Annotated in this window: 24 protein-coding genes and 1 other RNA gene; 9 read left to right on the top strand and 16 right to left on the bottom strand. The window is 67.1% G+C overall.

The window, feature by feature from the left end; genetic code table 11:
• The first annotated feature begins 46 nt into the window (after positions 1-46).
• Positions 47-901 (top strand): PilZ domain-containing protein, encoded by an 855-nt coding sequence (locus C8D95_RS05345; protein WP_126918574.1) that lies wholly within the window; start codon positions 47-49, stop codon positions 899-901.
• Here the strand turns inward: C8D95_RS05345 and C8D95_RS05340 are convergent.
• From C8D95_RS05340 to C8D95_RS05315, 6 genes are all read right to left on the bottom strand, one after another.
• Positions 898-1,830, bottom strand: coding sequence for an arginase family protein (locus C8D95_RS05340; RefSeq protein ID WP_109758141.1), 933 nt, complete (start codon positions 1,828-1,830; stop codon positions 898-900). The genes C8D95_RS05345 and C8D95_RS05340 overlap by 4 nt on opposite strands.
• 109 nt (positions 1,831-1,939) lie before the next feature.
• Positions 1,940-2,173 (bottom strand): acyl carrier protein, encoded by a 234-nt coding sequence (locus tag C8D95_RS05335; protein WP_109758140.1) that lies wholly within the window; start codon positions 2,171-2,173, stop codon positions 1,940-1,942.
• A gap of 157 nt (positions 2,174-2,330) precedes the next feature.
• Positions 2,331-3,068, bottom strand: a complete 738-nt coding sequence (gene fabG / locus C8D95_RS05330) for a 3-oxoacyl-[acyl-carrier-protein] reductase (RefSeq protein ID WP_109758139.1) — start codon at positions 3,066-3,068, stop codon at positions 2,331-2,333.
• 16 nt (positions 3,069-3,084) lie between these two features.
• A complete protein-coding gene (gene fabD / locus C8D95_RS05325) occupies positions 3,085-4,029 on the bottom strand; it encodes an ACP S-malonyltransferase (protein WP_109758138.1) in 945 nt (314 codons plus the stop codon).
• 174 nt (positions 4,030-4,203) lie between these two features.
• Positions 4,204-5,193: an MDR family oxidoreductase gene (locus C8D95_RS05320; RefSeq protein WP_109758137.1), complete on the bottom strand. Its 990-nt coding sequence runs from the start codon at positions 5,191-5,193 to the stop codon at positions 4,204-4,206.
• 32 nt (positions 5,194-5,225) lie between these two features.
• Positions 5,226-5,732, bottom strand: a complete 507-nt coding sequence (locus C8D95_RS05315; RefSeq protein WP_249033310.1) for a DinB family protein — start codon at positions 5,730-5,732, stop codon at positions 5,226-5,228.
• A gap of 6 nt (positions 5,733-5,738) precedes the next feature.
• Between C8D95_RS05315 and ssrA the strand changes: the two genes are divergently transcribed.
• Positions 5,739-6,090: a transfer-messenger RNA gene (gene ssrA / locus C8D95_RS05310) on the top strand.
• Between the two features lie 35 nt (positions 6,091-6,125).
• Here the strand turns inward: ssrA and C8D95_RS05305 are convergent.
• On the bottom strand, positions 6,126-7,481 hold the full coding sequence (locus tag C8D95_RS05305; protein ID WP_109758136.1) for a putative bifunctional diguanylate cyclase/phosphodiesterase: 1,356 nt from the start codon (positions 7,479-7,481) through the stop codon (positions 6,126-6,128).
• Between the two features lie 231 nt (positions 7,482-7,712).
• Here C8D95_RS05305 and C8D95_RS05300 point away from each other — a divergent pair, with 231 nt between their 5' ends.
• The gene (locus C8D95_RS05300; protein WP_109758135.1) at positions 7,713-8,195 is read left to right on the top strand and encodes an SspB family protein; all 483 of its coding nucleotides are present in this window, start codon (positions 7,713-7,715) and stop codon (positions 8,193-8,195) included.
• 17 nt (positions 8,196-8,212) lie between these two features.
• Complete coding sequence (locus C8D95_RS05295) at positions 8,213-8,662, top strand: DUF2267 domain-containing protein (protein ID WP_338143031.1); 450 nt, start codon at positions 8,213-8,215, stop codon at positions 8,660-8,662.
• A gap of 4 nt (positions 8,663-8,666) precedes the next feature.
• Here C8D95_RS05295 and C8D95_RS05290 read toward each other — a convergent pair whose 3' ends face one another.
• The 5 genes from C8D95_RS05290 to C8D95_RS05270 all read right to left on the bottom strand — a co-directional run bounded on the left by C8D95_RS05290 (position 8,667) and on the right by C8D95_RS05270 (position 13,077).
• On the bottom strand, positions 8,667-10,391 hold the full coding sequence (locus C8D95_RS05290; protein ID WP_346243134.1) for an SLC13 family permease: 1,725 nt from the start codon (positions 10,389-10,391) through the stop codon (positions 8,667-8,669).
• A gap of 118 nt (positions 10,392-10,509) precedes the next feature.
• Positions 10,510-11,346 (bottom strand): ATP-binding protein, encoded by an 837-nt coding sequence (locus C8D95_RS05285; RefSeq protein WP_109758132.1) that lies wholly within the window; start codon positions 11,344-11,346, stop codon positions 10,510-10,512.
• Positions 11,343-12,266 carry a twin-arginine translocase subunit TatC gene (tatC, locus tag C8D95_RS05280; RefSeq protein ID WP_109758131.1) on the bottom strand — a complete coding sequence of 308 codons (924 nt, stop codon included), beginning with the start codon at positions 12,264-12,266 and terminating at the stop codon, positions 11,343-11,345. Before tatC ends, C8D95_RS05285 begins: the two co-directional genes overlap by 4 nt.
• Positions 12,263-12,847, bottom strand: coding sequence for a Sec-independent protein translocase protein TatB (gene tatB, locus C8D95_RS05275; protein WP_109758130.1), 585 nt, complete (start codon positions 12,845-12,847; stop codon positions 12,263-12,265). Before tatB ends, tatC begins: the two co-directional genes overlap by 4 nt.
• Before the next feature lie 14 nt (positions 12,848-12,861).
• Entirely contained in the window at positions 12,862-13,077 is a 216-nt protein-coding gene (locus C8D95_RS05270; protein WP_109758129.1) for a twin-arginine translocase TatA/TatE family subunit, read from the bottom strand.
• A 172-nt stretch (positions 13,078-13,249) separates the two neighbouring features.
• Between C8D95_RS05270 and C8D95_RS05265 the strand changes: the two genes are divergently transcribed.
• Positions 13,250-13,912: a helix-turn-helix transcriptional regulator gene (locus tag C8D95_RS05265; RefSeq protein WP_109758128.1), complete on the top strand. Its 663-nt coding sequence runs from the start codon at positions 13,250-13,252 to the stop codon at positions 13,910-13,912.
• Between the two features lie 59 nt (positions 13,913-13,971).
• On the opposite strand, the gene C8D95_RS05260 is transcribed toward C8D95_RS05265, so the two are convergent.
• From C8D95_RS05260 to C8D95_RS05250, 3 genes are all read right to left on the bottom strand, one after another.
• Positions 13,972-15,057 (bottom strand): ABC transporter ATP-binding protein, encoded by a 1,086-nt coding sequence (locus C8D95_RS05260; RefSeq protein WP_241239667.1) that lies wholly within the window; start codon positions 15,055-15,057, stop codon positions 13,972-13,974.
• Positions 15,058-15,130: 73 nt separating this feature from the next.
• Positions 15,131-15,739: a hypothetical protein gene (locus C8D95_RS05255; RefSeq protein ID WP_126918575.1), complete on the bottom strand. Its 609-nt coding sequence runs from the start codon at positions 15,737-15,739 to the stop codon at positions 15,131-15,133.
• A 53-nt stretch (positions 15,740-15,792) separates the two neighbouring features.
• Positions 15,793-16,572, bottom strand: a complete 780-nt coding sequence (locus C8D95_RS05250; RefSeq protein ID WP_109758125.1) for an SDR family oxidoreductase — start codon at positions 16,570-16,572, stop codon at positions 15,793-15,795.
• A 153-nt stretch (positions 16,573-16,725) separates the two neighbouring features.
• On the opposite strand from C8D95_RS05250, the gene C8D95_RS05245 reads away from it, so the two are divergent.
• Together C8D95_RS05245 and C8D95_RS05240 are read left to right on the top strand one after the other, a co-directional pair.
• Positions 16,726-18,351, top strand: a complete 1,626-nt coding sequence (locus tag C8D95_RS05245) for an FAD/NAD(P)-binding protein (RefSeq protein WP_109758124.1) — start codon at positions 16,726-16,728, stop codon at positions 18,349-18,351.
• Positions 18,348-18,638, top strand: a complete 291-nt coding sequence (locus C8D95_RS05240; protein WP_109758123.1) for a hypothetical protein — start codon at positions 18,348-18,350, stop codon at positions 18,636-18,638. The genes C8D95_RS05245 and C8D95_RS05240 overlap by 4 nt, the downstream gene beginning before the upstream one ends.
• Here the strand turns inward: C8D95_RS05240 and C8D95_RS05235 are convergent.
• Positions 18,635-19,210: a hypothetical protein gene (locus C8D95_RS05235; protein WP_109758122.1), complete on the bottom strand. Its 576-nt coding sequence runs from the start codon at positions 19,208-19,210 to the stop codon at positions 18,635-18,637. The genes C8D95_RS05240 and C8D95_RS05235 overlap by 4 nt on opposite strands.
• Before the next feature lie 231 nt (positions 19,211-19,441).
• Here C8D95_RS05235 and C8D95_RS05230 point away from each other — a divergent pair, with 231 nt between their 5' ends.
• Both C8D95_RS05230 and C8D95_RS05225 read left to right on the top strand, forming a co-directional pair.
• Positions 19,442-21,052 carry a peptide chain release factor 3 gene (locus tag C8D95_RS05230; protein ID WP_109758121.1) on the top strand — a complete coding sequence of 537 codons (1,611 nt, stop codon included), beginning with the start codon at positions 19,442-19,444 and terminating at the stop codon, positions 21,050-21,052.
• 63 nt (positions 21,053-21,115) lie between these two features.
• A complete protein-coding gene (locus C8D95_RS05225; RefSeq protein ID WP_109758120.1) occupies positions 21,116-21,553 on the top strand; it encodes a hypothetical protein in 438 nt (145 codons plus the stop codon).
• Positions 21,554-21,657 lie beyond the last annotated feature (104 nt).

Below are 21,657 nucleotides of genomic sequence, written 5' to 3'. Positions count from 1 at the left end.
CCTCATGGCCTATGATCGGCACGCCCCGCGCGCAGCAGTGCTGAACATGTTCCCTCGGATCCTCGCCCTCCTCGCCTTGCTCTTCACGGAGCCCGCCACCGCCGGGACGGGGTGCGAGGCTGCGACCTCGCTCGCTCGCATCCACGACCGTTATCACGCCATCGTCGTGGATGATCCAAACCTCGCCGCCCGCTCCGCCGCTCAGCTTCTGGCGGCGCTGCCGGGCACTTCGGCCATCGCCCTCGCAGCGCGTCTTCCCCCGGAAACCGACCTCGACGTGGAACGGCTCGACCGCATCCTCGCAGCCGCGCACAGCCTCTCGCGCGACTTCGTCACAGGGCATCCCGCGTCGATGGCCGCGCGCGCGCCCCGCCGCGACAACGTCGCCTGGCTCGCGCGCGCCGTCCGCGCGACAGGCTGCGTGCCACGCTTCGAGACCGCAGGGCCGGAGGAGGAAGAGGGCGCTCAAGGAGGTCTTGCCTCGACCGGCCACACCGGCAACGCCGCCGTATCACGAGCCACGAACCTCTGGCCGCTGCTCTCGGCCACCGGGATCGCGGCCCTCGCCGTCCTCGTGTATATCGTGCGCACGTCGCGTCCCTACCGCATCGCCGAAGTCGAGCGTCTGCCGCGTCACTTCACGACCATCGCCATCGACGTCGCTTACGAGACGCCGGCGCGCGGACCGCAATCGATCCGGCTCACAGCCCTCGACATCTCGTCGGGGGGCATGAAACTGGCTTGGGAAAATGCGCCGCCACGCGGCACGGCGTTGTCGGTCCGGCTGCCGCAGGGCGAACGCGCCGCGTCGATCGTCTGGTCCAGTGCCTGGTACGCCGGCATCATGTTCGACCAGCACATCCCGCAGGATGAACTCGCACCACTGATTTCAGCCGTCTAGCGCTGCCGGGCCAGGATCCCCAGGGTCGCGATGACGATCTGCGCCGCCGTCGCCGCCCCCATCCCGTCGATGTCGCGCGGGGCCATGAACTCGGTGAAGACCACGCCTGCGATCCGCGCCTTCGACGCCACCCCCGCCAGCAGCTCGAGCGCCTGCCAATAGCGCAGACCGCCAGCTGTCCGCGCGATGACGGCCGGCATGATGGACGGATCCAGCGCGTCGAAGTCGAAGCAGACCACCACATCGGCCCCATCGGGCACCAGGTCGACCGCACGACCGACGCCGTCGCGGGCCACCTCTCCGCCCGGAACGAAGCCTACGCCCCAGTCCGTCGCCGCCCGCACGTCCTGCGGCCGTGCCGACCCAAGACCCCGCTGGCCAACCTGCACGATGCTTGCGACATGCGACATCTCCGAGGCGCGGCGCATCACCGACGACAGCCCCATCCGCTCGCCCTGCACCTCGTCGCGCCAGTCGATATGCGCGTCGACCTGAAGGAGGGTGAAGGCGCCCCGCCCGGCATAGGCCTCGAGCACCGGGATCGTCACCGAGTCGTCACCGCCCAGGATCACGGGCAACCCGTCCTTGCCGAGGATCTGCTCCACCGCTCCGAACAGCCGCGCCCGGTTTCCCGACGCATCGTCGGGATCCTGCGGCAGGTCGCCCGCGTCCGAGACATGCCCGTCCGGCCAGCCGATGCCGCCCAGGTCGAAATGGTGGTGCGACAGGTTCGCCGCATAATCCGCGGCACCCGCCCGGATCGCCGCGGCCCCGCCCGCGCAATAGGCCCCGGCCGAGGCATAGGGCGTCGCGCAGTCCGCGCCCAGGATCGCGACCCTCGACGCCAGCCGCGACAGGTCGCGGCAGCGCGGCACGCCCATGAAGGTTTCGGTATCTCCCGCGCCGAACATCTGCCCGAGGCTCGCCATCTCGTCTCTCCCGCCAGTGCTCATTCGGAACCTAGAGCCGAAGAGCGTCCCCGAAAAGAAAAACGGCGCCCCAGGGGCGCCGTCCCGGCAAACTGCACCCGGTCGGGTGTCAGGCAGCTTCCTTGATGAACTTCACGGCATCGCCGAAGGTCTGGATGGTTTCGGCGGCGTCGTCGGGGATCTCGATCCCGAACTCTTCCTCGAAGGCCATGACCAGCTCAACGGTATCCAGGCTGTCGGCGCCCAGGTCGTCGATGAACGAGGCGTTTTCGGTGACCTTGTCTTCCTCTACGCCCAGGTGCTCGACGACGATCTTGCGCGTCCGCTCTTCGATGTCGCTCATGTCAATTCCTCACGTTACCTCGGGTCCGCCCCGTTTCTTCTATTCTCGCCACGAAGGCGCAAAAACAGCCGGGACGCCACGTCCCGGCCGGGATGAGCCGCCGCGTATACCATCCACGTTCGAAACGCAAACGGTATCGGAGGCCCCCGGTTCCACCTCAGATCATGGCCATTCCGCCATTCACATGCAACGTCGTTCCGGTGACATAGGCCGCCTCCGGGGACGCCAGATAGAGCACCGCAGCGGCGATCTCGCCCGGCTCCCCCATGCGTCCTGCGGGCACCTGCGAGAGGATCGCGGACTTCTGGTCGTCGGTCAGCTTGTCGGTCATCGCGGTGGTGATGAAACCCGGCGCCACACAGTTGACCGTGATCCCGCGGCTCGCCACCTCGTAGGCCAGCGACTTCGACATGCCGACCAGCCCCGCCTTCGACGCCGCATAGTTCGCCTGCCCCGGATTGCCGGTCGTGCCCACGATGGACGACACGTTGACGATCCGGCCCCACCGGGCCTTCATCATGCCGCGCATGACGGCGCGCGACAGCACCATGGCGCTGCGCAGGTTCACCTGGATCACGTCGTCCCACTCGGCGTCAGACATCCGCATGAAAAGGTTGTCGCGCGTGATGCCGGCGTTGTTCACGAGGATATCGACAGCGCCCATGGCCTCGGCCGCCTGCTTCGGCAACTCCGCCACCGCCGCCTGGTCCGACAGGTTGCACGGCACGACATGCGCCCGCTCGCCCAACTCGCCCGCCAGAGCGTCCAGCGGCTCGACCCGTGTGCCGGAAAGGGCCACCGCCGCCCCCGCATCGTGCAGGACGCGCGCGATTGCCGCCCCGATCCCGCCCGAAGCGCCCGTCACCAGCGCCGACTTGCCTGTCAGATCGAACATCGCCTTCCCTTCCTGTCTACGCCGACGCCAGCGACGCCGCCGCCTCGGCCGCCTCGGAGGCGGTGCCGACGGTCCGCGTCTCGGCGTCCTTCGCGATGCGCCGGATCATGCCCGTCAACGCTTTGCCCGCGCCCAGTTCCCAGAAGGTCGTGACGCCCTGTCCGACCATCCATTCGACACTGGTCCGCCACCGCACCCGGCCCGACACCTGATCGACCAGAAGCGAGCGGATGAGGTGAGGAGCGGACACGCCAGCCGCCAGCACGTTCGCCACGACCGGCACGCTCGGCTCTGCGATCTCGACGTCGTCGAGGGCCCGCGCCATCACTGATGCCGCAGGCGTCATCAGCGCACAGTGGAACGGCGCCGACACGGGCAGCATGAGAGCGCGCTTCGCACCGGCGGCCTTGGCAAGCTCCACCGCCCGCTCGACGGCGGCCTTGTTGCCCGAAATCACGCTCTGGAGCGGATCGTTCTCGTTCGCGACCTGGCAAACCTCGCCCTGGGTCGCCTCCTGCGCCACCTTGGCGACGGCCTCGAAAGGCAGCCCCAGGATCGCGGCCATGGCGCCCTCGCCCACGGGAACGGCGCTTTGCATGGCCTGCCCGCGTGTCCTTAGAAGCCGTGCCGTGTCCGCGACGCCCAGGGCGCCTGCCGCGCAAAGAGCCGAGTACTCGCCAAGCGAATGCCCCGCCACGAAGGCCGCCCGCGTCACCTCGATCCCTTCGGCTTCGAGCGCGCGCACCGCTGCCATCGAAGTAGCCATAAGCGCCGGCTGAGCGTTCTGCGTCAGCGTCAGGACCTCCTGATCGCCCTCCCAGATCAGGGTTGAGAGCTTTTCGCCCAAGGCCTCGTCGACTTCGTCGAAGACCGCGCGGGCGGCGGGATAGGCCTCGGCCAGATCGCGGCCCATGCCGATCGTCTGCGCCCCTTGTCCCGGAAATACGAATGCCAGGCTCATGGCGGCCCTCCCCTGTTTCCTTAAGGGTCTATTGGCGCCTCAGCCCTGCCGCAAGCCCGGAATGTCCCGGCCGTTCGGCGATGAAAACGGGGAAAGGGGCACTTCGGCACCGCCCTTTCGAGGCGCCGTCTCTGTCGTCTGCAGGCTATGCGTGACGATAAGGGGGACAAGGCGTCAGGCCCGAACCTCGACGACGACGCGCCCTCTGACCTGACCGTTCAGGATCTCGGCCCCGAGCCGGGGAAGGTCCTCGAGCGTGGCGGGAACGATCATCCCGTCGAGCTTGTCCATCGGCAGGTCGCGGGCGATCCGGCCCCAGGCCCGCACCCTGTCCTCGTAGGGCCGCATCACGCTGTCGATGCCCAGCAGGTTCACCCCCCGCAGCAGAAACGGCACGACCGTCGCGGGCAGCGACGCGCCGCCCGCAAGACCGACGGCGGCGACCGAGGCGCCGTACTTCATCTGACCAAGCACGCGCGCCAGCATCGCGCCGCCCACGGCGTCGACGCAGCCCGCCCAGGTCTCGGTCTCGAGAGGCCGCTTCACCGTCTCGGCCAGGTCGCCCCGCGCCACGATCCGGGACGCGCCCAGGGATTTCAGGTACTCCTCCGTCTCGGGCCGCCCCGTCACCGCCGCAACCTCGTATCCGAGGTTCGACAGGATCGCCGTCGCAACGGATCCGACGCCGCCCGCAGCCCCCGTGACCAGCACTTCGCCCTTCTCGGGAGAAAGACCGTGGTCTTCGAGAGCCATCACCGCCAGCATCGCCGTGAAGCCCGCCGTGCCCACCGCCATTGCGGTCCGCGTCGACAGCCCCTCCGGCAAGGGCACCAGCCAGTCGGCCTTCACCCGCGCCTTTTCGGCGTACCCGCCCCAGCGCGCCTCGCCCACGCGCCATCCGGTCAGGATGACCTCGTCGCCGACGGCATAGCGCGGATCCTCCGAGGCTTCGACCCGGCCCGCGAAGTCGATGCCGGGGACGTGCGGCCAGCTTCGCACAAGCCCGCCGCCCGAGCCGAGACACAGCCCGTCCTTGTAGTTGACCGTGGAGTATTCGACCGCGACCGTCACGTCGCCCTCGGGCAGCCGGTCTTCCGACATTTCCTGCACCGAAGCGCTCGTCTCGCCCGCCTCTGTCTTCTCGACCACCAGTGCCTTGAACATCGTCGCTTACTCCCTCTCGGCGTCCTCCGGGCCTACACGCCGTCCGGCATGATGAAAAGGTCGGTGTCGTCCGGGCGCGCACCAGCCGCCGTCAACATGGCGTGGACCTGTCCGCGATGGTGGGTCTGGTGATTGAAGAAATGCACCACGCAAAGCGCCATGGGCCGCTTCATCTCGGACTTCGATATTCCCGAATACCATGTCAGGTCGCCCGCCAGTCGCTCGGCGTCGAGCCCCTCCGCCCAGTCGAGGATGCGCCCGTCCGCCTCCGCACGCCGCGCCGCCAGATCGGCCCAGTCGGCAATCCAGCGCGGGCTGTCGGTGTGGGGCACGTCGGGTTTCTCCCACCCGTCGAAACGGCTCATCCACGTCGTGTCGCCCCAGAGAAGATGCGACAGCGTGCCGTGGATCGATCCGAAGAACGCACCACGATCCTCGCGCCGCGCCGCGTCCGAAAGCCCCTCGGCGGCACCGTAGAGGGAACGGTTCTGCCACCTGTTGTAGCGCGCCATCCGGGACGCAAAAGCCGGATCGATCACAAGGAAACCCTTTCCTAACGCCTCTCGTGCCCTTATATGTTCCGTGTTCCGGCAACGGAACTATGGACATAAACGCGCCCGTAATAAGCGGATCGGACCCGGGGGCGGTACCCGGCGGCTCCACCAAACATCCCGATTGGGGGATCCTGGGGCCGAAACAGGATCGACGGACGTCTAAAGGGGTATGCTTTGTCCCGGTGAGGTACCACCGTTATCGGTCCAAATCGCATAGTTGCCAATACCAACCGTGCTCCGGTCGCGCTCGCTGCTTAAGCAGTGCGCAACACCGAAACTTAAGTCCTTGCGCTTAGCGGCGTAAGGCGGGGCCTGACGGAGCCTGGCAACAGAATCCGTCGCTTTTCCTCAATTTCCCAATATCTTCCGCGGCGAACCTCACCCCGCGTCCTGTCGCGCCACATGTCGCGCGCGCCGATCCCGGGCAAAGCGCGCGAACCGGTCGGCCGGAAGCGCGGCCGACCAGAGAAACCCCTGCCCGATGCCCACGCCCAGTTCGATCAGCCGCCAGCGGTGCGCTTCGGTCTCGACGCCCTCCGCCACGATCCGGAGGCCCAGTCCCCGGCCGAGCGCCACGATGGCCGCCACGATGGCCGCGTCCGGCCGGCTGTCGCCCAACCCGGTCACGAAGCTCTTGTCGATCTTGATCTCGTTTACCGGCAGGCTCTTCAGGTGCGACAGCGACGCGTGCCCGGTCCCGAAATCGTCGAGAGAGATGTCGTAGCCCATCTTCCTCAGCCGCGCGATCAGCTTCGACGCCTGGTCGGTGCCCCGCCCGACCACGCAGCCCTCCGTGACCTCGAGAACGATATCCCGCCGTCCCAGCCCAAGATGGGCCATCGCCTCCATCCGGTCGATCAGCCGTTCGGGCGATTTCAGGTCGACGGCGTGCAGGTTGACCGATACCGGCCCCGGATCGGTCCCCTCGCGCCGCCAGAACGACACGTCCGCCGCGACGCGCTGGAAGACCCGTTCCGAAATCGCGGGCGCCAGGCCCCGTTCCGCGGCCACACCCAGGAAGAGGTCGGGGCCAAGCCTGCCGCGCGTCGGATGCTCCCACCGGATCAGCGCCTCGGACCCCGCGAGCGCGCCGTCCATCAAGCCGATCTTCGGCTGGTACTCGACGCGAAACTCGTCGCGGTCCAGCGCGTCGCGCAACTCGGCCGCCATCCGCTCCTCGTCCTCGATCCTCTGGGCCAGGTCGGGATCGTAGGCGACGAAGGTGCCGCGGCCGTCTTCCTTGGCGGCGTTGAGGCTGATGTCCGCGGTCAGAAGAAGCTCCTGCCCCGTCAGCGCCTGTTCCGGATACTCCGCGCCGCCGACCGACGTGCCAGGATACAGAAGCTGGCCCATCACCTCGGTCGGCGTGTTGATCGCCGACAGAAGCCGGCCCGCCCACTTCTCGCCCGCGCCCTGGGACGCGACGCCCGGCATGACGACGGCGAACTCGTCCCCGCCCAGCCGAGCCACCATGTCGCCCGATCGCACCGCCCCCTGCAGACGCTGTGCGACAACCTTGATGAGCCCGTCCCCGACATGATGGCCAAAGCTGTCGTTGACGTTCTTGAAGCGGTCGAGGTCCAGCATGAACAGGGTGAAGGGCCGCCCGCCATGCCCCTGCGCCGTCAATTCGTCGAGTCGCGCCAGCAGCGCCTCGCGGTTCATCAGGCCGGTCAGCCCGTCCTCTTGCGCGAGGCGCCTGATCTCGTCGTTCGCGGCCGACAGTGCGTCCAAATTCGTCCTTGCCGATCAGCGCACGGGCAAGCGGCGACCTGACCACCGACGTCGACCGCAAGCTGGCCGCGTCCGGCTTGCGCAGGCTGTTTCGCAAGCTCATCCGCGGCTCCAACCTCGGGGTTCGGAACCGTCCTAGCCTCAATTCGCGACCAAAAGGTTTCCGGGCCCCGGTCACCTTCCCTTCAGAACCGAATCCTATATGCTTGCTCCAGCATGGACGGAGGCGGGATGTCCGCGACGATCGACTACGGAAACCTGATGCACCGCGCGATGCGGGGCCTCATCCAGCAGGTGCTAAACGACGTCGCCTTGAACGGACTTCCCGGGCAGCATCACTTCTTCATCACCTTCGATACCATGCACCCGGACGTCGAAATCGCCGACAGTCTTTCGGACCGATACCCCGAGGAAATGACGATCGTCATGCAGCACTGGTACCGCGACCTCGAGGTTACGGATGAAGGCTTTTCGGTCACGCTCAACTTCGGCGACCAGCCGGAACCGCTTTACATCCCCTACGACGCCATCCGCACCTTCGTGGACCCCTCCGTCGAATTCGGGCTGAGGTTCGAAACCCAGGAGGAGGCCGGGGAATATCCGCCGCCGACCCCGGTCGAGGACGGCGATCCGCCTCCGACGCGGCGCCGAAGCAAGCCCAAACCCAAGGGCGACGGCGAGGTCGTGAGCCTCGACAGCTTCCGCAAGACCTGAGCGGTGCGACCGTGCCGATGCCATGGACATACCGCCATGCCTCGCGGGAATTCAGGGCGTTCCTCGACGATGTGAAGGACGCGACGGGCCTCGTCTCGGACAATTCGGCCTACACCGCCGTGGACGGCGTGTTCCGCACCTTCCGCCGCCGCCTGACGGTCGAGGAGGCCATCGCCGTCGCGCAGGTGCTGCCGAGCGTTCCGCGTGCGATGTTCGTGCAGGACTGGGACCCTGCGGAAGCGCCCGTCGCCTTCACCGACCGCGCCTCCCTGACCCGCGAGGCGCAGGCGCTGCGGCCACACCACAACCTCACGCCCGACAACGCCATCGAGGCTACGGCGCGCGCCGTGTGGCGCGCCGTCGATCACCTGGCATTCGACCGAGTACTCGACCGCCTGCCCCACGACGCGCGCGCCTTCTGGACGGTCGATGCACCGCCCGAGGACCTGGCGCAGCGAATCCGGTGACGCGTCAGACGAAGAAGAACCAGATCGCCATGCACGACACGATGCCGACGATGACGTTCATCGGCACCCCGATCTTCAGGAAGTCCGCGAAGCGATAGTCTCCCGCGCCGTAGACCAGCGTGTTGGTCTGATAGCCGATCGGCGTCGCGAAGCTGGCGCTTGCCCCGAACATCACCGCGACGACCAGCGCGCGCGCATCGATCCCGACCACCTCGGCCAGCCCGATGGCCAGAGGCGTGAAGACGATTGCCACGGCGTTGTTCGTCACCAGTTCGGTCATCACCGAGGCGATGAAGTAGACGGCCATCAGCGCCACGAAGGGCGGCATCGTCTGCAAGACGGGCGCCACCCAGGCCACCACCTGCTCGACCGAGCCGGCATTCTCGAGACCGCGCCCGATGATGAGCATGGCGAAGATCAGCACGAGGATCGCGCCATCGATAGCGCCCCAGGCCTCGTCTGCGTCGACGCAGCGCAGCACAAGGATCGCCGCAACGGCCAGCAATGCCAGGACGGCGATGTCCATGACGCCGAAGGCGGCAAGCCCCACGACAGCGGCAATGGCGAGAAGGGCGATGGGCGCGCGCCCACGACGGAAGGCCCGCCCCGTGGGACGGTTCACGGCGACGAGGTCGGTCTCGTGAGACAGGGTCTCGATGGCTTGGGCGGGACCGTGGAGCAACAGCTTGTCGGCCGCGCGAAGTTTCACCGCTTCCAGTTCGACGCCTGGATTGTGGCCATGCCGGTGCGCGCCCAGAACCCGCATCCCGTAGCGCCGGCCGAGAGACATCTCGCGCAGCGTCTTGCCCATCACGGCCTTCTTGGGCGTCACGATGACTTCGACCGCCACCGCTTCGCCCTCGGCCGGATCGCCCCGGCGCAGGCCGGTGCGGAATTCGGGATCGTCGTTCAGCGTCAGAAGCTCGGACGTCGTGGCCTGGAGGATCAGGCGGTCGCCGCGCAGCAGCGGCACCTCGGTCAGGTCGCCCTTGATCGCCTCGCCCCGCCGCCTCAGACCCGTGACGCGGATCCCGCCCCGGTTCAGCGCCGCGACCTCGGCGACGGTCTTGCCCTCGTGCAGGTCGGTGCGCAGAAAGACCTCGGACAGGAACGTCGTCTCGCCAAGAAGACCGTCCGTGCTGGTCGACGTGCGGTCTGGCAGAAGCCACCGCCCAAGTGCCCCGAGGACGACCACGCCCGTGATGGCCGTCACGATACCCACGCCGGAGATTTCGAAGATGCCGAAGGCGTCCATGCCCCGCTCCCGCGCGACGCCGTCGACAAGGATGTTCGTCGAGGTCCCGATCAGCGTGCAGGTCCCTCCCAGGATGGCGAGGTAGGACAGCGGGATCAGCAGGCGGGTCGAGGCGATGCCCAGCGCCTGCCCCAGCCGGATGACCACGGGGATCAGCACCAGCACGACTGGCGTGTTGTTCACGAAGGCCGAGGACAGAAGCGTCACGCCTACGATGCCGACCAGAGCCACGACCGGCTGTTGCCTGGACCGTGCGATCACGGTGTCGGCGACAGCCTCCAGCACCCCCGTTCGCACCAGGGCGCCCGACAGGACGAACATCGCCGCAATGGTGATGGGGGCGGGGTTGGCGAAGACGGTCATCAGCTCCCGCTGATCGACGAAACCCAGAAGGACGAAGATGCCGGCGACCCCGGCCGCCGCTACCTCGGGCGGATAGATTTCGAGAATGAAGACGACGAGAAGAGTGAAGATGAGCCCCAGACCGATCAGGGACTGGTAGGACTCGAGGAAAGCCGAGAGTGTATCGATTTGGGCACCTGGCTGGACTGAGGGAAGGACGGCGCCGGTACGGCCCGGCGCGACCTTCGATCTAGAGCGTCACGCCCCGACGTCCCGCGAGGTCGGTGAAATATTGCCATGCGACCCGGCCCGACCGCGCGCCGCGCGTCGCCTGCCACTCTATGGCCTCGGCGCGCATCGTCTCGTCGTCGATCTCGACCCCGTAAGCGTCGCAATATCCCCGGATCATCGCCAGGTATTCATCCTGGCTGCACGGGTGGAACCCGAGCCAGAGCCCGAAGCGGTCGGACAGCGACACCTTTTCTTCGGTCGCCTCCGAAGGCCTGATGGCGCTCGACCGTTCGTTCTCGATCATGTCGCGCGGCATCAGGTGCCGCCGGTTCGAGGTGGCGTAGAACAGCACGTTGTCCGGACGCCCCTCGATACCTCCGTCCAGCACCGCCTTCAGGCTTTTGTAGTGCTGGTCGTCGTGACTGAAGGACAGGTCGTCGCAGAACAGCAGGAACCGCTCCGGCGCGCCGCGAAGGTGGCCGAGCAGGCGCGAGACCGACGGCAGGTCCTCGCGCTGTATCTCAACGATCTTCAGGCTCAGACCCTCGGCCAGGACGGCGGCATGGGCCGACTTCACGAGGCTCGACTTCCCCATCCCGCGCGCGCCCCAGAGAAGCGCGTTGTTGGCGGGCATCCCCCGCGCGAACTGGCGCGTGTTCTCGAGCAGAGTGTCGCGGGCGCGGTCGACGCCGATCAGAAGGCCGATGTCGATGCGCGCGACCTTCTCGACCGGCTCGAGCCGATCCGGCGAGACGTGCCAGACGAAAGCGTCGGCGGCGTCGAAGTCGGGCGTGGCCAAGGGCGCGGGCGCCATCCGCTCCAGCGCGGCGGCGATACGGTCCAGCGGCTCGCTCACGCCTTCGCGTCCTCTTCGTCGTCGTCGACCTCGGAGTAGAGATCCTCGTCCTCGCCCAGGATTCCCTCTTCGCGCAGGCGCTGCACGCGCTTCTTCTCGACCATCTTCACCAGGATGATCGAGATCTCGTAGAGCCCATAGACCACGGTGAAGAGGATAAGCTGCGTCACCACGTCGGGCGGCGTCACGACAGCGGCGAGCATCAGGATGGCGACGATGGCGTACTTGCGCACCTGCGCCAGCCCGCGCGCCGAGACAAGCCCGGCCTTGCCCATCAGTGTCAGCAGCACCGGAAGCTGGAAGCACAGCCCGAAAGCCATGATGAACTTCAAGGTGATGTCGAGGCTTTCGTTCACTTTCCCGAAGAAGGTGATCCTCACCCCGTCGACGGTCTCCGGCACCACGGCCGCGTCTGGCGGCAGGTCGGGCGACGACGCGGTCAGGAGGTTGGCGAAGATCGACGAGACGTCGGCGAAGCCCAGGAAGAAGTTCATCGCAAGGGGCGTCACCACGAAATGCGCGAAGGACGCGCCCAGCAGGAACATGATCGGCGAGGCGACGATGAAGGGCAGGAAGGCCGACTTCTCGGTCCGGTACAGCCCTGGCGCCACGAAGCGCCACATCTGGTGCGCGATGACCGGGAAGGACAGCCCGAAGCCGAAGACCATCGAGATGCGGAACAGCGTGAAGAGGTATTCCTGGGGGCTCGTGTACTGAAGCGTCGGCGACGGGTCGCCAAGCGAGCGCAGCGTCGCCTCGATCGGCTTCAGAAGGAACTGGAGGATCGGCTCGGCCACGGTGAAGGCCAGCACGATGCCGACGATCAGGGCCAGGACCGACCGGATCAGGCGCGTCCTGAGTTCGGCCAGATGCTCGATCAGCGGGGCAGAACTGTCGTCGATGTCGTCATTGGCGCTCATGCCGGGTCTCCGGCGTCGGGCGACGCCTTGGGTTTAGCCGCCTTGGGCTTCGCGGGCGCCTTCGGCTTGGCGGACTTGGCGGGCGTCTTCGGTTTCGCGGGCGCCTTCGCCTTGGCGACAGGCTTTGCTGCCTCCGCGGCCGGAGGAGCGTTCTTCGCCGCTTCGGCCGCCGCCTTCTCGGCCGCGATGCGCTCGCTCGCCTTCTTCGCCGTGGCCTCGCGGATCTTGCGTGCAGCCTCCGCGCGCTCCTCAGACAGCTTCTCGGTCTCCGGGCCGACGGGCTTTGCGACCTTCGTCGGCTTCACCGGATCCCACTTCTCGAAACGGTCCGCCGCCTGGTTCAGCTTGTCGAGCCCCATGCTCTTGGCCGAGGTCATGCCCTTCAGGCTGCTCGCCGTTTCCTTGATGCCGGACTCGTCTGCGGCATCCTCCATGGCGCGCTGGAACTCGCGCGCCATCTTGCGGATCTTGCCTGTGAACCGTCCAAGCGTACGGAACATGCCGGGCAGGTCCTTCGGACCCACCACGATCAGCGCCACGACGCCGATGACCAGAAGCTCACCCCAACCGAGATCGAACATGGGTCAGCCGGGACTCAAACCTTGTCCCGCTCGGTCTCGGGTGTCACGTCGCGCGCACCATCGGCGGTCGTGTCCTCGATTTCGCGCTTTCCGTCGTCGACGCCCTTCTTGAAGGCGGTGATGCCTTTGCCGACCTCGCCCATCAGCGACGAGATCTTGCCGCGTCCGAAAAGCACCAGGACGACGATGGCGATGAGAAGAAGGCCGGGAAGGCCGATGTTGTTCAGCATGGGTCTCTCTCCCTTGAGAATTCGACCGGGTATTTAGGCAGTCGTCACTCGACTGAAAAGCGGCAAAGTGCATGCTCGCTGCGAGCTTCACCAAAACCTGAGCAAATCGGCGGTGCGCCCAAACAACTGACAGGATAATGTCAGTTGAGGATAAAGCGAATCAGGAGCCATCTTGCGCCGCGCCGACCGCCTCTACGCCCTCATCCGCATCCTGCGCGACGGGCGCCTGCATCGCGGACGCGAGCTGGCCGACCGGCTTGGCGTCTCGCTTCGCACGCTTTACCGCGACATGGACGCGCTGATTGCGGGCGGGGTCCCGGTCGAGGGCGAGCGCGGCATCGGCTACGCGATGACGGCGCCCATCACCTTGCCGCCGCTGAACCTCACGCTCGACGAACTCGAGGCGCTGCACCTCGGGCTGTCGGTCGTCGGCAAGGCCTCCGACCCGAAGATGCGCGAGGCTGCCCGGACGCTCGGCGTCAAGGTCGACGCCGCCCTGCCCGAGGACCGGGCCGCGCCTGCCGCCGGTCGGGGTTTCGCACTTTATCCCTTCGCCGAGGGCGCGCGCGGCTTCGTTCACATGGCGCCCCTGCGCGCCGCCATCCGCTCGCGCCGCAAGATCCGCGTGACGACGGCGGACAGCGACGCACCGCGCGTGCTGCGTCCGCTCCAACTCGAATACTGGGGCCGCATCTGGACGCTCACCGCCTGGGACGAAGAGGACGCGAGGTTCGAGGAGTACCGGGTCGACCGGCTGAGAACGCTCGACGTCACCTTCGAGACCTTCGAGGAAGAACCCGGGAAATCCCTCTCGGACCACCTCGCGGCGGGCTGACGGCTTCTTCTGTCCCAAAATACTCCGGGGAGCGCGAGGGGCAGCGCCCCTCGCCCACCTCACCCCGTGACCGGAAACACGAAGCAGCGCCCGCGCCGGATCATCAGCCAGAGTGCTGTGCCTGGCTGCGGCAGGAAGACCGAGGGCACCGTCGCCTTCAGCATCGAGCCATCGTGATCCATGCGGAATTCGACGAGGCTCTCGTGGCCCATGAAGCGCGCGCGCATCACCGTGCCGCGCGCGGGCACGCCGTCCTCGGGCGTGGGGTTCGGGCCGCGCCCGTCGCGGTCGAAGTCGATCCGCAGGTGCTGGGGCCGGATGACGATCTCGACGTCCGTTCCGTCTGGCACGCCCGGCGCAAGGAAGGCCCCGAAAGGCGTGTCGGTCAGCGCGCCCTGCACCCGTCCCCGGATCACGTTGACGTCCGAGAAGAAGGCCGCCGCCATCCGGTCGACGGGCGCATTGTAGACGTTGTAGGGCGCGCCCGTCTGCACGATGCCGCCGTCGCGCATCAGCGCGATCTCGTCGGCCATCCGCATCGCCTCTTCGGGCTCGTGTGTCACGAGCACGACCGAAGTTCCCTCTTCCTTGAGGATATCGAGCGTCTGGTCGCGGATGCCGTCGCGCAGCCGGTTGTCGAGGCCGGAAAAGGGTTCGTCCATCAACATGATGCGGGGACGGGGTGCGATGGCGCGGGCCAGCGCGACGCGCTGCTGTTCGCCGCCCGACAATTCGTGGGGATAGGCGGGCCCGAACCCCGCGAGACGGACGCGCTCCAGCATCTCCTCGGCCCGCGCAATGCGCTCGGCCTTCGGTCCCGACAGGCCGAAGGCCACGTTCTCGGCGACGGTCAGGTGAGGAAACAGCGCGAAGTCCTGGAACATCAGGCCGACATGGCGCCGTTCGGGCGGGACCTGGACCGTATCGTCGGACAGGACGCGCCCGTCGACCAGAACCCGGCCAGCGTCCGGTCGGTCGACGCCCGCGATCATTCTCAAGGTGGTCGACTTGCCGCAGCCGGAGGGACCGAGAAGGCAGGTTACCTGACCGGGTGCGACCTGAAGCGAGACGTCGGACACGACATCGCGGCCGCCGAAGCGGCGGGTCAGCCCTTCTACCGTCAATCCGGCGGATTGCTCCGACACCCTGCCCTCGCCTCAATCCCGAGCGAAGTGCTCGGGATCGACGCGGGATAACAATCGGAAGGCGGGTTGTCTATCAGTGGTCCACGAAGCGCGTGGGAAGCCGGGTGCCATCGGCGAAGACCATTTCGCCTTCGGCGATGAAGTATTCAGGCGAGGTCGGAATGCCGGTATTTATGCGCTCGGTGCCGACGAAGGTGCCAGAGATGTCGCTGGAACCTGTGTTGACCGCGACCTCTGGTCCGCCTTGAAGACCGAGCGCGCCGCCCATGATGAGGGGCGTACCGTCGGCGTCGTACTGGATCGCCGCCGCGTCGTAGGTGATGATCCCGGACGCGGGTACGGCCATGCCGCCCAGAGCTTCATCGTAATAATAGAACCCCGACGCCTCACCGTCGATCGTGCCGGCGTCGAAGTCGATCAGCGCGAAGGTGGTTCCGTAGTGGAGCTGTCCGGGTGTGCCAGGCCCAGGCTCGGTATCGAGAACCATGACACCCTCCCAGGTGGCCTCGCCGGTCGGCTGGACCACGACCGGGATGCGCTCGTCGAGCGCGCGCCTGTTCAGGTTGTTGAAGTCGATGATCATTTCGTTGAAGGCGCCGGGCCCCGGCAGCTTCACCGCATCGCCGCCCCCGCCACAGGCGGCAAGGGCGCCGCAGGCCAGGCAGATCAGAACAGGTCGCATGATGTACTCTCCCCACATGGAACGCTCACGTCGCGGGCGCATGCGCCCGCGGACTATATGGTGAAATTCGTGCCGCCCCCGTCAAGCAGGATGTTCTGCCCGACGATGAACCCCGCCTGCGCCGAGCAGAGGAACGCGCAGGCCGCGCCGAACTCCTCGGCGGTGCCGTAACGCCGGGCGGGCAGCGTCGCCTCACGCCGGGCGCGCGCCTCGTCCATGCTGATCCCCTCCTTCTCGGAGACACCCTTGTCGAGAGCGGTGGCCCGGTCCGTGGCGTGAATGCCGGGGAGGAGGTTGTTCATCGTCACGTTCCGGTGCGCCACCTGCCGGGAGGTGCCCGCGACATAGCCCGTCAGGCCGGTCCGCGCCGCGTTCGACAGCCCGAGATAGGGAATCGGCGCCTTGACCGACTGGGACGTGATGTTCACCACCCGCCCGAAGCCGCGCTCCATCATGCCGGGCACCAGCGCCTTGATGAGGGCGATGGGCGTCAGCATGTTCGCGTCGAGCGCCTTGATGAAATCGTCGCGGTCCCAGTCCGTCCACTTTCCCGGAGGCGGGCCGCCCGCATTGTTGACGAGGATGTCGATCTGCCCGGCAGCGTCCAGGACCTTTGCACGGCCCTCCTCGGTCGTGATGTCGGCGGCCACTGTCGTGACGGTCACGCCGTGAGCCGACCGTATTTCTTCCGCCGCCGCTTCGAGAGCTTCCGCACCCCGCGCGTTCATCACAACCTCGACACCTTCGGCGGCCAGCGCCTCGGCGCAGCCTCGGCCCAGGCCCTTCGACGATGCGCACACCAGCGCGCGTTTTCCCTTGATCCCCAGATCCATGCGTCGATCCTCCCTCGTTCGCGAACACGTCCGCCAGCATGGCGCGTTCCCGCCGGAAGGACCAGACCGGACCGGAACCCTCGCGACCAAGGCGCGTTTCAGAGAGGTCCGGGAAGACCCTGCCGGACCACCCGTCCGCCCAGGATCCCGAGCATGACCCATATCGCCATCATCGGCGGCGGACCGACCGCCATCTACACTCTGAAGGGCCTGACACGCGCACGGAAGGCGGTGTCGATCACGCTTTTCGAGCGTGAGCCCTGGGCCGGACCCGGTATGCCTTACCGCGACGGAACGAACGATCCCGCCATGCTCGCCAACATCGCCAGCCGCGAGGTTCCCCGCGTCACGCGAACGCTGGCGAAGTACCTTCACGCCTGCGACGACGGCTTCCTGCGTCGTCTCGGCCTGACGCGCGACGTCATCGACGAGGACAGCTTCTATCCGCGTGTCGTTCTCGGCAGCTTCTTCACCGCCGAACTGGCCGAGGTGGTCGCCCGTCTGCGCGGTCTCGGACACACCGTCACCATCCGGACGAAGGCGAGGGTGACCGATATCGTGCCCGCGCGCGACGGCGTTCGCATCGAATGGCAAAGCACGCAGCGGCCCGAGAAGGCTCGCTTCCACCATGTCGTGATCGCCACGGGGCACGACTGGGCGGACTACGATGAGGAAGGCGAGGACGAAAGCGCCTTGCTGTCGCCCTGGCCGGCCGAGCGGCTGAAAGCGCTCTCGGGCGAGGTCGGCATCCTGGGTTCGTCGCTGACGGCCATCGACGTCGCCGTCACCGTCGCCTCGGCCCACGGCGCCTTCGAGGGCGAGGACGGAGACACGACCACCTACGCCGTCCGGGGCAGCGACGATCCGTTCAGGCTGACGATGATGTCGCGCAAGGGGCTATTGCCCGAGGCGGACTGGTACTACCCGCTTCCGCTCCCGGATCTCGCGCATTTCACGCCCGCCGCCGTCGAGGACCTTGTCGCGACGGACCGTTCCGGCCTTCTCGACCGCGCCTTCGCGCTTCTGGTCGAAGACCTGCGCGACCTGGACCCCGACTATGCTGCCTCTGTCGACCTGTCGTCGCCAGAGGCGCTGTCGAAAAGCCACTTCGCGCCCCGCATGTCCTCGGACCTCTGGGAGTACGCCCGCGCCAACCTCGTCGAAGCGGAAGAGGGCCGCCGGACCCGCCGTGCCGTCCCGTGGCGCGTCGCCCTTCTGACGGCGCATGAGGTGTTCGAGGATCTCATACCGCACTTCGACGAGGCGGACCTCGAGCGTTTCCACAACAGCCTGAAGCCCATCTTCACCGACGGCTACGCTTCGGTTCCGCACCCCTCGATCCGGCGGCTTCTGGCCCTGCATGACGCCGGACGGCTGGAGCTGGTTCGGATCGGCTCGGCGCTCGACGTCAGCGAGACAGGCGGAAAGACGGTGATCGGCTCGGAGGGCGAGATGCTCCGCTTCGACGCCGTTGTCGACGCGCGCGGGCAGCGCCCGATGAGGTTGACCGACCTCGGCTTCCGCAGCCTCTCGCGCAGTGTGCGTCCCGGCTGGGAAAAGGGCGGATACAGCCTGACCATCGAAGGCCTCGAGAAGGGCACGGTACAATGCCTCGCCATGCCCGTCCTTTTACGCCGCAGACCGTTCATCCAGGGCCTCGTCAACGCCGCCGAGATGGGGGAGACGGCGGCCGAGGCGATCCTCGCCGAATTGCCCGCGCCGCCCATGCCGAGGCCGGGCTTGACCTCGATGAAGCCGGGTCTCAGGCTGGCCAGATGAGCGATGACCTGAGCAAGGCCCTGCGGCACGTTCGCGCCTCCGGGTTCCAGATGGGCGAGGCATGGACCGCCGCCCACGAGATCGCGCAGGCGCACGAAGGCGAGCGTCTGTTCGACGCGCTCCACGCGCTTCTGCACCGGATCGAGGGCGATGATTTCAACGCAGGCTACTGGGACCGCCGCGCCGGAACGGATCTCAAGGGCGACGGTCCGGACGCCGAACTGGAGGCGCTGGAGCGCCTCGCGGAACGCGAGCCGGGCGACAGCGCCGCCCGGCGGGATGGCTAGTCGCTCGATGCGCTCAGGACCATCTCGGGGCTCGAGACCGAACCGTCGAGAGTGCCGGCGCCAATGATGAGTTGCCCTGTGTCGCCCAGGAAGCCGGACGGAAGCGAGCCCGTGACCGTCTGACCGACGCCCCCGAGCGTGATGTTGCCGTCGACGTCCATCAGGAAAGCGGTATCGAGGCCCGTGGCGGCTAGTGTCAACGCACCCGGTACGGCGACGCCGGTACCTGTCGCTTCTGGCAACTCTCCGTCGAGCGGCGTGCTGTAGAAACTGTCGACGTTGCCCGAAAGCGTTGCCGTGTCGAAATTCACGGACATTGCCACGTCGCCGATGATACCTTCATCCGAGGTGAGGAAGTTATCTGCGATAACCGCGACGCCGTTGTACGAAGCGGTCCCTTCGAAATCATCCAGCGTATCCGTTGGGTCGAGCAGGTCGACTTGATCCGTCAGCGCGATGGCTTCGTTCACGAGTTCGTCGAAGTCGGTGTCCGCGCCGCCGAAGTTGGCGGAGTTGGCCCCACAGGCGGCGAGAGCCAGGATCGCGGGGGCCGCGAGGGCGAGGTATTTCATGGGTGATCCTTTCGAGGTGCAGTCGAGTTGAAGCCCTGGCCGGCAGTATCGCGCGACGCAGCTCCTCTGTCGACGCTCGCGTAAGGGTCTGCACCGGCGAGGCGGCGACACCCCGCCGGCCCGAGGATCAGACGCAACATGGGTTCGCGTCGGCGGCGTCGCGCGCCCGGACGCCCGACGGCGGTCACCCGGCTCTGGCGGAGTCGCGCGCCAGACCGTATATGCCCGCCCATGCTCGACCGTTCGCACAACGCCGCCCCGCTCCCGCCCGAGATCGCCCGGAGGCGCACCTTCGCCATCATCTCGCACCCCGACGCGGGCAAGACGACGCTGACCGAGAAATTCCTCCTCTACGGGGGCGCGATCCAGATGGCCGGTCAGGTCCGCGCAAAGGGCGAGGCGCGGCGCACGCGGTCGGACTTCATGCAGATGGAAAAGGACCGGGGCATCTCGGTCTCGGCCTCGGCCATGTCCTTCGACTATGGTGGATGGCGCTTCAACCTGGTCGATACGCCGGGCCACAGCGATTTCTCCGAGGACACCTACCGCACGCTCACGGCGGTCGACGCCGCCATCATGGTCATCGACGGCGCCAAGGGCGTCGAGAGCCAGACGCGCAAGCTCTTCGAGGTCTGCCGCCTGCGCGACCTGCCGATCCTGACCTTCTGCAACAAGATGGACCGCGAAAGCCGCGAGACCTTCGAGATCATCGACGAGATCCAGGAGAACCTGGCGATCGACGTCACCCCTGCTTCCTGGCCGATCGGTGTGGGCCGCGACTTCATCGGCTCCTACGACATGCTGAACGACCGGCTCGAGCTCATGGCGCGCGCCGACCGCAACAAGCGGGCCGAAAGCGTCAAGATCGCGGGCCTCGACGACCCGAAGCTGGCCGAGCACGTTCCGCCCCAGCTTCTCGAGAAACTGCGCGAAGAGGTCGAGATGGCGCGCGCCCTTCTGCCCGCCTTCGACCGGCAGGCGTTTCTCGACGGGACGATGACGCCCATCTGGTTCGGCTCGGCCATCAACTCCTTCGGCGTGAAGGACCTGATGGACGGTATCGGAGGCTTCGGCCCCCTGCCCCAGCCCCAGTCGGCCGAACCGCGCCAGATCGGTCCCGAGGAAAAGACCGTCGCAGGCTTCGTCTTCAAGGTGCAGGCCAACATGGACCCCAAGCACCGTGACCGCGTGGCCTTCGTCCGCCTCGCCTCGGGCCACTTCGAACGCGGCATGAAGCTTCACCACGTCCGCTCGAAGAAGCCCATGGCGATCACCAACCCCGTCCTCTTCCTCGCCGCCGACCGCGAGCTGGCCGAAGAGGCCTGGGCGGGCGACATCATCGGCATACCGAACCACGGGCAACTGCGCATCGGCGACACGCTGACCGAGGGGGAGGCGATCCGCGTCACCGGCATCCCCTCCTTCGCGCCGGAGCTTCTTCAGAACATCCGTGCCGGCGACCCGATGAAGGCAAAGCACCTCGACAAGGCGCTGATGCAGTTCGCCGAGGAGGGGGCCGCCAAGGTCTTCAAGCCGATGATCGGGTCGGGCTTCGTCGTGGGTGTCGTGGGCCAGCTTCAGTTCGAGGTCCTGGCGAGCCGGATCGAGCTGGAATACGGCCTGCCCGTCCGCTTCGAGCCGTCCCAGTTCACTTCTGCCCGGTGGGTCCATGGGCCGAAGGACGCGATCGAGAAGTTCGTCAACTCGAACAAGGGCCACATCGCGCACGACAACGACGGCGACGTGGTCTACCTGACGCGCCTGCAGTGGGACATCGACCGGATCGAGCGCGATTTCCCGGACCTGCGGCTTTCCGCGACGAAGGAAATGCAGGGGGAGTGATCTTTCCCGGCGTGACGGTCTCGGCTTAACGGCTTTTCAATGCGTTGCGCCTTAGGTGGCGGAATGAAGCACGTTCTCCTCTTGTTTTGCCTCGCTCTCGCCGCTTGCGCCGCGGGGCCGACCAAGCGTCTGACACCTGGTCCCTCCTCGACCAGACCGCTTTCCGCCCTTCATATCGCGGGCGAGACGACGACCTCGCGCACCGTCGTCCAGATCGTCTCGGACGCAGCCGGTTACGGGCTGTCGGTTCACGTCGGGCGAAGCGACGGCCATTGGCCGTCCGTCGAACGGGCCATGATCGACGGCAAAAGGACCGGCTGGCGACACGTCGGCCGGATCCCGGCGGGGACGATGCTCGCCGAAAGCGGCGTCATCGCCCTCTCGACGGATGCGGTGACCCAAGCCTCCGGCGCAGGCATGACGCTGACGCTTTGCGGCGCGTCCGGCTGTGAGACCTCGCAGGGGCCCGCAGGCCTCTTCAAACAGGCGCTTGTCGAATGATTGTGGGCGCCTGAGCGTCCATCCCGCCCCAAAATCGCCACAGTGAAAGGGAAAAGTCGCGCTCGGACGCACGCGGGGCACACCGTGGCGCCCAGTCTGAGCAG

The organism is Silicimonas algicola (genome assembly GCF_003148765.1).
GTDB classification, from domain to species: Bacteria; Pseudomonadota; Alphaproteobacteria; order Rhodobacterales; family Rhodobacteraceae; genus Silicimonas; species Silicimonas algicola.
Note: the sequence above shows the minus strand (reverse complement) of the source record. Positions and strands in the feature narration are given on the sequence as shown.

Bases quoted from the DNA above. Each gene is read 5' to 3' on its own strand.
- C8D95_RS05345 (WP_126918574.1), top strand. From the start codon at position 47: ATGTTCCCTCGGATCCTCGCCCTCCTCGCCTTGCTCTTCACGGAGCCC.
- C8D95_RS05340 (WP_109758141.1), bottom strand. From the start codon at position 1,830: ATGGCGAGCCTCGGGCAGATGTTCGGCGCGGGAGATACCGAAACCTTC.
- C8D95_RS05335 (WP_109758140.1), bottom strand. From the start codon at position 2,173: ATGAGCGACATCGAAGAGCGGACGCGCAAGATCGTCGTCGAGCACCTG.
- fabG (WP_109758139.1), bottom strand. From the start codon at position 3,068: ATGTTCGATCTGACAGGCAAGTCGGCGCTGGTGACGGGCGCTTCGGGC.
- fabD (WP_109758138.1), bottom strand. From the start codon at position 4,029: ATGAGCCTGGCATTCGTATTTCCGGGACAAGGGGCGCAGACGATCGGC.
- C8D95_RS05320 (WP_109758137.1), bottom strand. From the start codon at position 5,193: ATGTTCAAGGCACTGGTGGTCGAGAAGACAGAGGCGGGCGAGACGAGC.
- C8D95_RS05300 (WP_109758135.1), top strand. From the start codon at position 7,713: ATGTCCGCGACGATCGACTACGGAAACCTGATGCACCGCGCGATGCGG.
- C8D95_RS05295 (WP_338143031.1), top strand. From the start codon at position 8,213: ATGCCATGGACATACCGCCATGCCTCGCGGGAATTCAGGGCGTTCCTC.
- tatC (WP_109758131.1), bottom strand. From the start codon at position 12,266: ATGAGCGCCAATGACGACATCGACGACAGTTCTGCCCCGCTGATCGAG.
- tatB (WP_109758130.1), bottom strand. From the start codon at position 12,847: ATGTTCGATCTCGGTTGGGGTGAGCTTCTGGTCATCGGCGTCGTGGCG.
- C8D95_RS05270 (WP_109758129.1), bottom strand. From the start codon at position 13,077: ATGCTGAACAACATCGGCCTTCCCGGCCTTCTTCTCATCGCCATCGTC.
- C8D95_RS05255 (WP_126918575.1), bottom strand. From the start codon at position 15,739: ATGCGACCTGTTCTGATCTGCCTGGCCTGCGGCGCCCTTGCCGCCTGT.
- C8D95_RS05250 (WP_109758125.1), bottom strand. From the start codon at position 16,572: ATGGATCTGGGGATCAAGGGAAAACGCGCGCTGGTGTGCGCATCGTCG.
- C8D95_RS05245 (WP_109758124.1), top strand. From the start codon at position 16,726: ATGACCCATATCGCCATCATCGGCGGCGGACCGACCGCCATCTACACT.
- C8D95_RS05240 (WP_109758123.1), top strand. From the start codon at position 18,348: ATGAGCGATGACCTGAGCAAGGCCCTGCGGCACGTTCGCGCCTCCGGG.
- C8D95_RS05235 (WP_109758122.1), bottom strand. From the start codon at position 19,210: ATGAAATACCTCGCCCTCGCGGCCCCCGCGATCCTGGCTCTCGCCGCC.
- C8D95_RS05230 (WP_109758121.1), top strand. From the start codon at position 19,442: ATGCTCGACCGTTCGCACAACGCCGCCCCGCTCCCGCCCGAGATCGCC.
- C8D95_RS05225 (WP_109758120.1), top strand. From the start codon at position 21,116: ATGAAGCACGTTCTCCTCTTGTTTTGCCTCGCTCTCGCCGCTTGCGCC.